Source organism: Bacillota bacterium (assembly GCA_024655925.1).
In the GTDB taxonomy this organism is placed as follows: Bacteria; Bacillota; DTU025; order DTU025; family JANLFS01; genus JANLFS01.
On sequence record JANLFS010000008.1, the window covers coordinates 1 to 13,588 of the forward strand.

At 60.0% G+C, this 13,588-nt stretch carries 12 protein-coding genes and 1 CRISPR repeat array; of the genes, 2 read left to right on the plus strand and 10 right to left on the minus strand.

Going from position 1 to position 13,588, the window contains the following annotated elements; translation table 11 throughout:
* The first annotated feature begins 5 nt into the window (after window positions 1-5).
* A CRISPR array of direct repeats spans window positions 6-828; the repeat unit is 29 nt; unit sequence CGGTTCACCCCCACACGCGTGGGGACAAC.
* An 18-nt stretch (window positions 829-846) separates the two neighbouring features.
* From cas2e to NUW23_02030, 9 genes are all read right to left on the minus strand, one after another.
* Window positions 847-1,119, minus strand: coding sequence for a type I-E CRISPR-associated endoribonuclease Cas2e (gene cas2e / locus NUW23_01990; protein MCR4424951.1), 273 nt, complete (start codon window positions 1,117-1,119; stop codon window positions 847-849).
* Window positions 1,116-2,069 (minus strand): type I-E CRISPR-associated endonuclease Cas1e, encoded by a 954-nt coding sequence (cas1e, locus tag NUW23_01995; GenBank protein MCR4424952.1) that lies wholly within the window; start codon window positions 2,067-2,069, stop codon window positions 1,116-1,118. The genes cas2e and cas1e overlap by 4 nt, the downstream gene beginning before the upstream one ends.
* A 120-nt stretch (window positions 2,070-2,189) precedes the next feature.
* Entirely contained in the window at window positions 2,190-2,900 is a 711-nt protein-coding gene (cas6e, locus tag NUW23_02000) for a type I-E CRISPR-associated protein Cas6/Cse3/CasE (protein ID MCR4424953.1), read from the minus strand.
* Window positions 2,882-3,604: a type I-E CRISPR-associated protein Cas5/CasD gene (gene cas5e / locus NUW23_02005; protein MCR4424954.1), complete on the minus strand. Its 723-nt coding sequence runs from the start codon at window positions 3,602-3,604 to the stop codon at window positions 2,882-2,884. The genes cas6e and cas5e overlap by 19 nt, the downstream gene beginning before the upstream one ends.
* Complete coding sequence (gene cas7e, locus NUW23_02010) at window positions 3,604-4,788, minus strand: type I-E CRISPR-associated protein Cas7/Cse4/CasC (GenBank protein MCR4424955.1); 1,185 nt, start codon at window positions 4,786-4,788, stop codon at window positions 3,604-3,606. Before cas7e ends, cas5e begins: the two co-directional genes overlap by 1 nt.
* Window positions 4,788-5,357 (minus strand): type I-E CRISPR-associated protein Cse2/CasB, encoded by a 570-nt coding sequence (casB, locus tag NUW23_02015; protein MCR4424956.1) that lies wholly within the window; start codon window positions 5,355-5,357, stop codon window positions 4,788-4,790. Before casB ends, cas7e begins: the two co-directional genes overlap by 1 nt.
* On the minus strand, window positions 5,354-6,943 hold the full coding sequence (casA, locus tag NUW23_02020) for a type I-E CRISPR-associated protein Cse1/CasA (protein MCR4424957.1): 1,590 nt from the start codon (window positions 6,941-6,943) through the stop codon (window positions 5,354-5,356). Before casA ends, casB begins: the two co-directional genes overlap by 4 nt.
* Before the next feature lie 6 nt (window positions 6,944-6,949).
* Entirely contained in the window at window positions 6,950-9,640 is a 2,691-nt protein-coding gene (gene cas3 / locus NUW23_02025) for a CRISPR-associated helicase Cas3' (protein ID MCR4424958.1), read from the minus strand.
* A 543-nt stretch (window positions 9,641-10,183) separates the two neighbouring features.
* A complete protein-coding gene (locus tag NUW23_02030) occupies window positions 10,184-10,885 on the minus strand; it encodes an aspartate/glutamate racemase family protein (GenBank protein MCR4424959.1) in 702 nt (233 codons plus the stop codon).
* Between the two features lie 145 nt (window positions 10,886-11,030).
* Between NUW23_02030 and NUW23_02035 the strand changes: the two genes are divergently transcribed.
* Complete coding sequence (locus tag NUW23_02035) at window positions 11,031-11,285, plus strand: hypothetical protein (protein ID MCR4424960.1); 255 nt, start codon at window positions 11,031-11,033, stop codon at window positions 11,283-11,285.
* Between the two features lie 59 nt (window positions 11,286-11,344).
* Here the strand turns inward: NUW23_02035 and NUW23_02040 are convergent, their stop codons facing one another.
* Window positions 11,345-12,199, minus strand: a complete 855-nt coding sequence (locus tag NUW23_02040; protein MCR4424961.1) for a DegV family protein — start codon at window positions 12,197-12,199, stop codon at window positions 11,345-11,347.
* 269 nt (window positions 12,200-12,468) lie between these two features.
* On the opposite strand from NUW23_02040, the gene NUW23_02045 reads away from it, so the two are divergent.
* Entirely contained in the window at window positions 12,469-13,425 is a 957-nt protein-coding gene (locus NUW23_02045; GenBank protein ID MCR4424962.1) for a protease complex subunit PrcB family protein, read from the plus strand.
* The last annotated feature ends 163 nt before the right edge of the window (window positions 13,426-13,588 follow it).

Below are 13,588 nucleotides of genomic sequence, written 5' to 3' on the forward strand. Positions count from 1 at the left end.
CCTTCCGGTTCACCCCCACACGCGTGGGGACAACCCATCTATCCACCTCCCGAGATGTGCTTTATTCGGTTCACCCCCACACGCGTGGGGACAACGCGACGTGAGTGCGCCGGACTGGGACGTCGCGTAGGTTCACCCCCACACGCGTGGGGACAACAGAACCGCGTTCACCATGGCCTCGCGCGTAGCCGGTTCACCCCCACACGCGTGGGGACAACAATTGGACTGCCTCGCCCAGCCCCCCACAGAGCGGTTCACCCCCACACGCGTGGGGACAACATTGCGATTACCTCCTTCGGCCCCCATCATCGCGGTTCACCCCCACACGCGTGGGGACAACTAGAACCGGTGGAGCGCCTCCCGCTGTTCCATCGGTTCACCCCCACACGCGTGGGGACAACATCTACTCGAAGGAGGCCGTCGAGGGTGTCATCGGTTCACCCCCACACGCGTGGGGACAACTAGCCTGCCGTGATAGTGGCGGCCTGACTACTCGGTTCACCCCCACACGCGTGGGGACAACAGTTCCGGCCCCGCGTCCTCAAACATGAGGAACGGTTCACCCCCACACGCGTGGGGACAACGGAGGATGTCAAAGCTCATGGGTATCGCTGAGCGGTTCACCCCCACACGCGTGGGGACAACCAGACATCTCCGCGGGCGACGGCGGGCGCGGCCGGTTCACCCCCACACGCGTGGGGACAACACCTGGGCCGCGGACACGAACTATTTCTATGGCGGTTCACCCCCACACGCGTGGGGACAACGACGGTCTCTTCGACCCGGTTCGATACGACTTCGGTTCACCCCCACACGCGTGGGGACAACACTGGACTTTGCTGGGCCTTATGGAATCCGAACTAGCCGAAGTCCCTCGAAGTCCACGATCATCCGGCGGCAATCTCCTGCGAGGCGAACGTCGAACCCCTGTTCGTTGTTAGTGTTCCAGGCCATGATACAGCCACCGTCTCGTGCATAGCGGCAAGCTCTTTCCCAAAGCTTATCACGAACCAGTGCGGACGGGGAACCGACGAAGACACCCGCCTTGATCTCCAACATCCAGCGGGTGAGCTCCCCGCGGAGTGACACGGGAACCCTCTCCAACACCATTACGATCATAACTTGCTCTCCTCCCCGGCCCCTGGATCGGCGTAATTATGGCCACCTTGCAGTTGACCTGCGCGAGGATCCCACAAGGCACCAGGCACGGCCGGATCGTGGGTGTCACACGGCTCAGCGGTACTCTCATCGTGTCCAAAGAGAGACTCCAGATCTTCCACTATCCGTGCGAGGAGTCTCATGCGCACGAAGTTATCCCGACACATCTTCCTCACGGTTGTCTCCACCGGCATCTCGCCGGATGCCACTGCCGCAAAGGCTGCAGGTATCGTGGTCCCGACCTTGTATAGGTCCGCGATGTCGTAGACGAATGAAAGCTGTCGACCAGTGTGAATGAACCCCAGGGCAGGTGAGTATCCTAGCGAGACTATTGCCGCATGACACAGCCCGTAAAGGCAGGAATTGGCGGCGGATAGCGCTCGGTTGACCGGATCCGCATCGCTCCACTTCGTACGATCGTATGAGCGCCCAGTCCATGGCACGCCCGTCTCTCTGCTGGCCTGGGCATAAGCCTCACGCACTCTGACTCCTTCACGTCCTCTCAGTTGCTGAAGCGTAATCCCCTCCGGCAGGGGCTCGGGGAACCTCATAGCGTACAGCTTAAACACCATCCTCATATGCGCCTCGGGGTCGGAGTACACTGCCACCTGCCTCAACAGGGAAGAGGAAGATCTGGTCTCGCCAACGCCTTGAGCATAAACCCTCACACCCTGTTCACCAGTCCATAGCACGCTGCACCCGCATTCAGCGAGAGTGCTTATTGCCGCATGTGTGATGCTCGTCCCGGGGCCGATCATGAGCAGAGCCAGGTTTGCGCATGGTACCGGCACGCGGCCATCTGCATCGTGAATCGCTATGGCCTTATCTTCCCGATCCACCTTGCAGTGCTCCACATATAGATACGTCCAGCTATCTCTGAGTTTGGGTAGCTCACGGAAGTCCTGCACCATCCTTCCCTCCATTCATCAGTGGCGGGGACGCCCATCTCTTAGAGGGTGCCCCTCCCACCACTCCCTGGTTCAGGGCGACTGGAAGCGGTACCGGAAGTTGCAGCGACGGGATCATGCCCGCTACCTGGGTGGAGCGACGGTGAGCAGGCCGAAGCCGTATGCCTTTCCGCTGCCGATGCCGCGTGTGAGAGTAGTGCGGAACTTGTCTTCATTGGTGATGCGGAGATGTCCCTCGAAGAACACCGAACCGTAAGTCAACTTGGCCTCACCCCTTTGCCCATAGACTCTGGGTTCGGGCCTTGTGTCGACGTCTGGCACGTTTGTATCCACCCTGACGCTCATAAGCTCGTAGCCACTTTCTTCTCCTTTCCGCCGCAGCCAGGCAATCTGCTCATCGGGCCGCGTGATAAACACTCGGTGACCGTTTCCGCGGGTGCCCGCGAGGCGCTCAGCCTTGCTCGCCGTGCCGGTTTTGCGAGTGGGATTAGCCCGCAGGGCGAAGGCCAACACCATCCCTGTGTGGAGTTGAGCGTATGCCCGGCTGAGTTCTTTGCACGCCGGGTTCTCCACATCGCAGTCTCCCATAAGATACCCCGACGGCAGCCTTGTCCAATCTGGCCGTTCGGCCGATTGGACGTAGACCTTCGGGCAGCCAGTCTGTCGGTCGGTCTCGAGCCTGTAGAGAATACCGAAGGAGTTTCTAGAACCTCCGTCCGGGCCACGCGCCTCACCAAAAGCGCGCAGCAGTGTGCGGTGCATATCGTGGCAGTCCGAAAGGTCGCGTCGAACCTCCCGGCTTCTAGCATCAAGGATCAGGCGTGAGAGATACATGTCTCACCCTCCTCGGACTCACCTGGGAAATCGGCCCATAGCACCCTTACGCGGCGACTCTCATACATCCGAGCGGGGTTGGTCCTGATGCGGTCTGGACGGACGGCTTCCCCTAGTGGATCCTCCATCACGCAGCGCAGACGGGCCGGATATTCCCTGAGCGTAGCTCGGCCCTCCCAGCGCCATGGATGCCGGCGCAAGGCGTCTTCTAGGTTCGCGTACTCGTAGCTTAACCCTTCGAACACAGGCCGCGTTGGCACACAGGACTTGCGTCCCAGGTATATCGGCCATTTCGGCGCGAGCAGAGCCGACCTACACCTGAAGAGAAGCTCAGCGGGTCCACTCAGGATCGCCAGGAACGCAGCGTCTTGAAGGTAGGAGCGGGGCGAGATGATTGTAGAGGGGTCGTCAGGTGTGCCTTTCACTCCGCCGCCTGCCATCGGTATTGTACCTGTGATCGTATGGAAGTCCACCAACTTGCGTCCTTCACATTCCACGCGTATGCCCAAGGTCAGTTCGGAATCTAGCTCTTCGAGACGCCTGTCGTACATGGGATAGCCCAAGGCGCATCCGAGCAAGCCAATCACGCCGGACTTAGATGGTTCGTCACCACTGTCGCGCACGTCCCATCGGGACCGCAGGCCCCACGATTGTAGAGGTCCTTCCAGGCGGAGCAGTAGCAGAGGCTGTCCGGGCACTTCCATCACCTCGCCAGAACCTGACCCAGGGCAGCCAGGAGATCATCCATCGTATCGCAGCCAGTAGTGCCGGTTACCTGGATATCCCGCGTGCAGAACCACAAGCGAGGATCTGCTTCCAGAGAGAACTTGCGAGTCAACAATTCGCAATGTTCAACAAACTTCCGCAGGCTGTCCCCCACCAAGTCAACGTCGTTCTTCGCCCGCGCAGGGCTTACAAACGCGTTGGCGTAACTTACAGGCGTCTGATGCGGTCGCACCTCCACCAGGACCGCGTCAGGCAACTGGTGTGCCGCAAATGTGTTCTGCTTGCCCGACGGTGTTGTGAAAACCGCGGCACGTAGGAAGGCGGGGATTACTTTCGCTGCGATCGTCCTGGCATCGGCTACAGCTTCCCTATGAGCCGCCTTCTCGCGCTCACTGGCTCTGGTTTCTGGTTCCGGACCGGCGAGGTTTTGAACGAAAGCATCGTAATCGATGGAGAAGTACTTGTAGTAGCAGGCAGAGTTGAACTCTATGTCGCCTATCATGCCTGCTCCGGCATCATCCTCTTCCTCTCCCAAACCGAGGAGGTCGTCAACCGCAGTGAAGTAGTCGAATTCGTGGTCCATGCGGTGAGTGGAGATGGCGTGAGCGACCTGCACCGCAGCCTGCACATCGCGGAACGCCTCCGATGTGATCATCCGGCCGAACAGACCGATGTCCGGGGTGATCGGCCTCCATCCTTTGAGCGCGGCCTCGGCCTGCAAGTCCTTCGCGCTCAACTTGGCCATATCTTCCGCACTTCCAGCTGTGCTTGCTTTCGTAAACAGCACCTCAGCCACCGCTTCGATGTCTTGCGGCGAGAGAAACATCACCTGCGCTGTCTTGCCGTCCTTCTGTTCTTTGCCGTCCTTGTTGCCGAAACCAGTTGCCTTGGCCGCCGCAACCTCCGCCAGGGCTTCATCAATCCCCCGCGCCAGAAGGATTTCCTTGACCTTGTGCGGCAGCTTTCGAGTGCGCAGCCCAAGGTCGATTCCTCCGATCTCTTCAGTGAACAGCGGGGAGGTCCGGATGCTGCGCTTCAGGCACTGGCTTGAGATCCTCGCTCGCCTCACTCCTCCGAAGATGCAGTCCTTTGGGCTACCAGAATCATCCCGGTTGAGGTTGCTCGGGGCATGGTTTTGGAGAAGATGGAACTCCAACAACATCAGGAATTACCTCCCTTTGTGTTCTGAGAGTCTGAAGTCTCCTCAGGCAGTCTGCCGTAGTATGACCGGGCCCACTGTTTGCGCACGTGCTTGCTGGCGCTCATCCATCGCAGCAGGTGGCGAAGGAGCACAGCCCAGTCCACGCCAACCTCTTCACTTGCGGCCAAGCGCACACACTGCCGCAGCCTGTAGGCCATCTCGCCGCCACCCGGGCGGAATCCGTCGACCAGGTCAAACTCACTGTCCAGGAGAATCGCCATGCGCCGGTCCACACTCTCCCGTCCTGTCTTGACCCTCACAGCCCGCATCGTGGCGCCAAAATCCTTCTCGGGCTTGTGGTCATTGAGCCCATATAACGTGGCCAGGAGGAAGTACAGCTCTTCGTCCCGCTCCGGCACACCCAGGGGGAGAAGCCGGTAAAACAGCCCTGCGGCATTCCTGGTCTCGGCCAGGGTACGGCCAGCGTTGCGCCGAAGGATGGCGAGATCGCCTCGGTCCAGCTTGGCCAATCGGCTCACGAAGACATCCACATGATCTGTGGTGGGTTCAGTCGCAATTGCCTCACTCACGACGCCTGCCTCCCTTTGCGCTTAGACTGAGATTCCTGCTTCTCTCTCGGGCCATAGAGCGCCCTGTACACGCCGAGCTCGTAGGAATCCCTCGCCGCCACCTGACGGCGCAGCTCCTGGGCGTTGGCGTCCAACCCCTCCAGATGGCGGTCCAGCACCTCCCTGCCGTGCCGTCGCAGGATCGTCCTCCACTCCTCCAGCAGAGCAGGAAATGCCTCAGGATCCGAAGCATCCAGGTCCGGCAACTTCAGCATGTACTCCGCTTCGAAGCAGGGGCGCAGACCTGCCCAGAACTCCCGCTCGGCGGACTCTATGAGCCCTTTGAAGGCCTGAGTGTTGCTCTTACCCTCTCGGGGATAAGCCATCTTCATCGCCCGTCCGACCAGGTAGCCAACTGTCTCAGCCATCTCGAGCCCTGTTTGGATTCTGGCGCCAGCTCCTGGCGTCTCGGCCACCTGGGTGGGCAACGATAGCCGCTCACATTGCCACTCGAAGATCTTCATCTTGAGGTCGGTGCGCACACCGAATACCTCCAGATCGATGACTGAGCGACAGTGAGGCAGCGCTCCCATCTCTAGCAGATCCACGTACTGCTCCACCACTTGCGGCCTCTGGAAGCGAACCTTGCCGCGTTCGCTTTCATACTCATGCCTGCGCAGAAAGGCCACGGGTCCTATGTCGCGCCACAGTTCCCGTCCCTCCCGCGGGCGAAGCGGAGACTGCCCGTTTGCGTCGATCCTGTAGGCAACCTGAGGGTCCGTCCAGCCTCCTCCATACTTGAACCCGAAGCTAAAACGCATCTGACGTACCAAAACGTCAGAGTACTGACCGGAGTACGTGCAGACTCCGCCCTCGCTCGGAATTAACCTGATCTGGCGGGGACGCCAGGTCAGGCCCTCCAGCAATGAAGTACAACGTGCCTCCTGCCTGGGCTTCACCGGCCGCTCCGTTCGCCACGCCGGTGGCTCGTCCCCCTCCAGCTCGGGGATGGGGAGCACACAGCAGTTGAGGACTATGGTCTCGAACAGGGTGGTCCCTTTGACCAAAACATACCAGGGCGGAGCCCCGTTGACGCTCGGTGAGTACCCGGCTCCACCTGCCGTCATGAACGGCGGAATGGCCAACAGCCCTCGCGCACATACCGCTGGAGCGAAGGCTTGAGCCGCGGGGTCAAGATGATGGAAATGAGTGGTGAACGATCCCGAGGGCAGGTGCTGGAACAGTTTGTTGATACACTCAGTGCCGGCTTCACCTTCGACTAGGGGTTGCATGAACGGGTGCTCCGGGTGAAACAGGTCGAACCGGCTCCTGCCGACCAAGTCGATGTAAGCTCGGATGCGTTCGGGTTCAAAACCGCCGGTGCGCAGAAGGTCCTCGATCTGCCAGATCTCCTTGAGACTGTAGGCATCCATGACGAAAGCGATCAAGAACCGGTATATCCCGAGTTGCACCGACGGCGCCGGCTCGACAAGCCCGGCTAGTTCGTGCGCAGCTTCAAGCAAACCCACGACCCCGTATTGACCAACACTCCCATCCATCCGCGCGGCGGGAATCCACCGTTCGACCAAGAGATCGAACGAAGCCAATGCCTATCACTCTCCCCTCTTCAACAATACGCCGTGATCCGGATTATCCCGAATGACAACGGACTCAGCGCCTCTTCTCCCTCTCCATTCACCTCCTCGTAGGCGCAACACGTACTGACCAGGCAGCCATGATGGGCCAGGTTCGGGCAACGTGAAGCCTTCCTCGGCTGCTACTCCCGTCCACCAATAGCGCGGAAGGCTGACTGAGTTCATCATGATCTCCGCCAGGACTCTTCGCTCTGGCGCGCGGGAACTGGCCAATTCTTCAGCAAGGGCCGTGCCTTCAAGAAGCAGGACCGACATAGTGTCGTCCCCGAGTCTGGTCCGGGCCCGGAAGTACGATGCAGCACCACTCTCCTCTTCGTCGAAAGCACCCAACCGCAGTTGCGCCAACCTGAACTCTCTTGGGTTCGGTTCAGGAATAAGGTACTTCCTGGCCTCGTCGGCCTCCCGTTCGTCTTCCGACAGGCTCTCCTCCCGGCGGAAATCCTCCTCATTGCTTACCAACTCCGCCCCTTCGGCCCATGGTCTTCCATCGTAGACGCCCTCGATCATGGGGCGGATATCATCAGGGAGCACAATCATCTCACGGGTCACGAGCGCAGCCATGGTCTTGAGCAACACGAATCGCTGGTAGACCCGCTCTGTCTTTCCCAGCACAGGGGGTATGCAGGCCTCTGGCCATGCCACATGCAGTCGGGCCTCGTCTCCAGTCGGTCTCTGGGCGCGTGAGTGTCGATGCTCGCGCCCTACTCGCTGCAGGAGTAGGTCCGCCGGCGGTAGCTCCGTGATCATCTCGTCGAAGTCCACGTCCGCGCTCTGTTCCACAACCTGTGTGGCCACGAGAATTGCCCTCCGTGGCCGCGGAACATAACCGGGCTCGTCCTCGTTAAGCAAGCTTCTCTTCCCGAAGAGTCGGACCACCTCTTCCTCGATCTCCCGGCGGCGGCAGGCCCGGAAACGTGCGTGGAATAGAAGTAGCCGGCAGGAATCATCAGGCCGCATGCGCCCCTCAATGGCCTGGAACACCCGCTGCGCCGTGTCGACTGTGTTGACCAGTACGCAGAGACAACCACCTTGTGCCACCAGATCTAGCGCCAGCGACGCCAGCTTCTCCGGGTTCTCGAGAAATCCGGGGTAGCGGTGCACCCTAATGTGTCTGCGACGGCGTTCGCCCGCTACCTCGTGTTCCGCAGTTTCGCCCGAACTACTGACCGTCGTTACCAAAGGATAGGGGGCGTATTCACCGGGGAAGCGAGACGTGTAGTTAGCTTCTGGGGCATAAGCCTCCACCAGGGCCCGGCGTCTGGCCTCTGGAAGCGTTGCGGAGAGCAGGATTACTGGTATCTGGAGTGCCCGGCACCAGCGCAACAGCCGCGTGAGGATGCGTGACATGTATGGGTCGTACGCATGGACTTCGTCCACGATCAGAACCTTGCCCGACAACCCGAACAGTCGCAAGAACCCGTGCTTGACATGAAGGACACTGAAGAGCGCCTGATCGATTGTTCCGACACCATACGGCGCCAGAAGACTTCTTTTCTTCGGTCGAAACCATTCGAGAGCCAAATGTGACTCGTCTTGAGAGCCCCCAGATAGCCCCGGTGCGACAGACGGCACCGCCGCATCCTCGCCAACCAGCCAGGCTTGTCCATGTACAAGACGCGCTCCTGCGGCCAGTTCAGGGTCACGATCCTTGAGAAAAGCTTTGACCCGGTCGAACATCTGGTTGCCAGTCGCTGCAGTGGGCAGAGCGACGTACGTGCCATTGTGCCCTCTGGCGCCCCATTGCGTCGCCAAATAGACAGCAGCCTCGGTCTTCCCTTCGCCCATAGGAGCCTCTATGATCCATAACCCAGGCCCAGCATCCGTCCGGGCCAGTTCCTCGCAGCGTCTCTGCACGGGACGGGCCTTATCGATGCGGAGCGTCCTCCACGTGTGCAGGAAGGGCTCACCTTCCCGCCATGGGTTGGTAATGTCAAGCCCTAACTTCTCTATCGCTTCCATGGCGACCAAAGCGCTTTGCGGGGCGTAATCCTCCACGTCAGCGGTGTACACTCTGCGAGGAAAGAGCTCTTGGTTCGATGCGATCCAGTCGCTCCAAACGAGCAACCCCGACAGGAGCAAACCGAATACACTGTGGTCAACCTCGACCGGTCGCCAATCACGCGGGGCAAGAACCCTTCGAACAATCGCCTCGAGCTCGCGTCTGAGTGCCTCCCATGTATCATGCTGAAACTCAGGCTCTTCCGGTGCGGGGGCACCGAAATCCCCATGATGCCCGCGAAGTGCCTGCCCAACCGTGCGTGAAAGCTGAACCGGCAATCCGAGATCACTCATGAGGAACTTCTGGACCCACAGGGCGCTCAAGCCCTCATGGCGGTAATCCCTGTCCTGTACTACACACGACAGACCTCGCTCCTTCAGAGGCATTATGTACTGGTCCGGGCCCCGACCTTGAAAGTCATGGTGGCATTTTCCGATATCATGCAATGCAGTGAAGTACGCAAGCCACGCTGGCAGCACATCAGTGGGGCACCCAATCGCCGCGCCGGCCCTGGCCGCCGTTGCCGCGAAGGCAGAGGTCTTTACCAAGGCCTGAGTCACATTTCCGACATCGATGAGGTGACAGGGTAGCGGATGAAAGGGGGCCGTCTTGGCCCAGAGTCTGAATACCAGTGAGTGTTCCGCGATCATGGAACGGCCTCCCCGAAGTTGTCTTCCTGTTTGAATGGTATCACTGCCTTCCGGCACGTTTGTGTCATTTACTTAACTTGCCACGACAGCTGATTCCAGTCGGCGACCCGATCGAGCATGAACAAGTCATGCTTCCAGCTTATGGTCACAATCCTTTTGCGGCAGCAGCAGACTCGAGGGATCGGTGTAATCTATAATCCAACAACGTTCTCTTGTACATTGTTAAACAACCGCTTGTGAATTCCTGCCTAACCATGGGAATTACTGTAAGACTGAAAGCAATGGGATAACAGCCAGCGCGGCATCGGAAGGTAGCGAAGACATGTTCTCTGGCAAGACAGGCGGGTTTTGACGTGCGTGTTCAGGAGTGGCGACTGGAAAGAAAAGCACAGGGTGAGAGGGGACCGTTCCCGGTACCAGCGGCACAATCACTTTCACCGCCACACCCGTGGGGACAACCTCTGCAGGCCGGCGAGCTTGCAGCCGACAACCAGAGCGGGGGATCAACGACCCACCGAGCTCCCCCGCCACCCCCCTACATCTTCAGAATTCGCCGCCCAGCGCCCAATCTACTGCGGCCTCGGCGTGTATCCTTGTTGTATCGAAGACAGGCACCGGGGCGTCTGCCGCCCCGACCAGCATCGAGAGCTCCGTGCACCCGAGCACGATGCCTTGAGCGCCCGACGCGGCCAAGCCGGCCATTATGCCCCGCAGGGCCATGCGGGATGACTCTCGTACAATACCCCTGCACAGCTCCCGGAAGATGATGTCGTTCACTATTTGCCGGGCCTCGGGACCCGGGGTCATCACCCGAAGTCCGCGACGGGCAGCGAGGTGCCCCGCGTAGAAATCCTCCTCCATAGTGAACCTCGTTCCGAGCAGGCCCACACGTTCGACGCCTTGGGCTTTGACCCTTTCCGCTGTTGCGTCCGCAATGTGGAGGAGTGGTATGGTGACCGCGGCTTCGATCACGTCCGCCACCTTGTGCATGGTGTTCGTAGCAAGGACCAGGATCTCGGCCCCAGCCCTCTCCAGGCCCTTGGCCACCTGCGCGAGTTCAGCACCGACCTGGTCCCATTCCCCCGCCGCCTGCAATCTCTCCATCCTCGCGAAGTCCACACTGTACATGATGCACTCCGCGGAATGCAGGCCTCCGAGTCTGTGCCGCACAGCCTCGTTGATGATCCTGTAGTATTCTGCGGAGGATTCCCAGCTCATCCCGGCGATAAGCCCGATCGTCTTCATGGCCCACCTCCCGTTGTCCCACACGCCAGCCGCCAATGGTGCAGGCACAGTACCCACCCGACCGCTGTTTGCCTCTGGGAATCCTGTTCCACAACCGTGCAGTCTCCGTATACTGATTAGTGTGGTGAGCGGGAGGGGGTGTCGCGTGGCGCAGCAGCCCACCAAGCCTGACAGTTCGGGACAGTTGGCCGCCTTACAGATAGAGACTGCCGGGGCTTGGACAATCGTGCTTGGTAGCTTCCTCCAGGCCCTGGGTCTACAGCTCTCCCTGGAGGGAGCTAGCGCTGACGCTCAGCAGCTGGAGGAGATAAAGAACCAGATCAAGCTGCTCTGGATTCAGCTAGAGCATCTCAGGCTGCGCATGGACCAGATGGAGCTCTTCCTCTACAAAGACCGTTAGCGGGCGTGCTGGCCGGACTACCCCTCTATCGGGCGTGCTGAGCGTGCGTGTCTACCTGACTATCCCTCGTACGCCGGGCACCACGCGACGCCGATTGAACCAGGCCCAGTATGAGTGCCCACCACCGGACCACATTTGGAGATGAAGACTTCGGCACACACAAACCTTCGCTCTACCTCGGCCTTCCACTCCTTGGCACGATCAGGGGAATCCCCGTGGATCACTGCGACATGAAGCGGCTTTCGCGAACCCACCCATTGCGACATGAGTTCCATGACGCGAGGTAGAACCCTGCCTGCTCCTCGAACCCGGTCGACCGGAATCACTTCTCCTTCGCCCAGGGAGATCACAGGCTTGATGGAAAGCAGCCCACCCAGGAGGGCCGATGCCTTGCCTATCCTTCCGTTCTTCTCGAGGTACCGGAGTGTGTCGACAGTGAAGAGGAGTTTCACGTTGTCCATGAAATGGCGGACGACGCGGCGAATCTCGTTGAGTTCCCGGCCTGCCGCGACCGCTCTGGCCGCAGCCAGGGCCACAAATCCTTGGCATGTGGAGGCCTGACCGGAGTCGATGACCTCGATCGCGGATGACCCCAGGGTCTCCCTGGCTATGAGGGCGCTCTGGTAGGTTCCACTCAGCTTTGATGACACATGGATGGAGATGATATGGTCGTAATTTTCCAACATTCGCTTGTAGACCGCGAGGAAGCTAGCGGGAGACGGCTGAGAAGTCGTCGGCATAACGTCGGACGTCTTGAGCTTCTCGAAGAACTCCTCAGTAGTGAGGTCGACTTGATCCTTGTAGACTTCGTCCCCGAACAGGACCGAGACGGGGACTACCTCTATGTTGTTTTCGCGATACAAGTCCTGAGGGAGGTCCGCAATACTGTCGGTAACCACGCCTATCCTTGCCATCGTGATCTTCCCTTCGCAGCACATGCCTCGGCGGCACGTTTGTTCTTCGGCCCAATAGTTTGACATTCAAACAATATCCTAGTGCTCTCCGGTTGTCAAGGGCAGTCTTAATGAACGTCTTTGGGCGCACAATCGGGCCGTGATGCCGCAACTGTGGTCCCGCCAGCTCTCACCAGGAAGTCTCTCTCCTCCCACCGAGACCCGCGCCGTATCCCCGGAGGCCTGTGCTAAGATGATGGTAGACGCTCTGTCGAAGGAGGATGACCCGTTTGCGAAGGGTTTGCATCGTAGCTGCAGTCGTCGCCGCCAGCGTGCTCGGAACAGTGGCGCCGCCCGCAGGGGCTGTGGGATTACTCGCCTCGCCATGGGACCGTGCCGAGCTCGAGGCGATTCAGGCCGATGTCGGCCTTGGGCATCACTCCTGGCGGCTTGATCCGGAGCAGGTGGCGCGGGCCTGGGGCGTGAGGCTTGGCTTCTCCCCAGAACACGATCAATTCAACATCTTGCCTTCGAAACCGGGCATCCCGGGGCCCGACGGGCCCACGGTAGATGTTCAGGTGCTCCACGGACAAGAAGTCCATGTCATGACCTTGGTGCAACCTCTCGGGCCTGGGCCGGATAAGATATGGGTGGTGGAGTCCGTGACGCGCGTCCCAGACGCCACCGTCCTCTATGCATCACAGGGTCCTCTCGAAGACTCCTGGATCGGTGCCAGGCCGCGTGTGAGGTTCTACGTCTCCGGCAGGTTCATGGGGCCGGATTTCGACCCCAACACTCAAGTGGGCCTAGTCGCTGACCTCGGTGAACGTCCTACCGGAGGTTATTCGATTGGTATTCGCAATATTATCCTGCGAGGGCGGACTGTCACAGTCACAGTCTGGGTTTCCAACCCTAAGCCCGGAGACATGGTCGTTCAAGCCCTGACCCGTCCACTTGCATACGCAGTGATCAATAAGGAAGACCTCCCGAAGGGCTCGGTCACATTCGAGATCAGGAGGGCAGACGGCGCGGAGTGCGGCGAGTCAAGGACCTTGGTGAACGACCTCGGGTCCTACACCGTCAGGCCCGGTGACTCGTTCTACCGGATAGCCTCCAGATTCGACATGCCACTCTCCAAGCTTCTCTCGTACAACGAGGGCGTAGACCCGCTCAACCTGCAGGTGGGGCATGAGGTCATGCTCGAGCCGGTGCTCGCCATGAGCAACCTCGCCATACGTCGTGATTAACCTGTGGACCAATACACCGGTGGATCAGGGGTGGGTGGTCGAACCGGGGACCTGCCCGGCCCAGATGCCTGCCCACTCTCGATCTCTGCACAGCCGCGGGACAGTTCCTTCCGCCCGCCTGCGCCGAGCAGGATCGGGCAGGCCCGCAGCGAATGTACGCTGG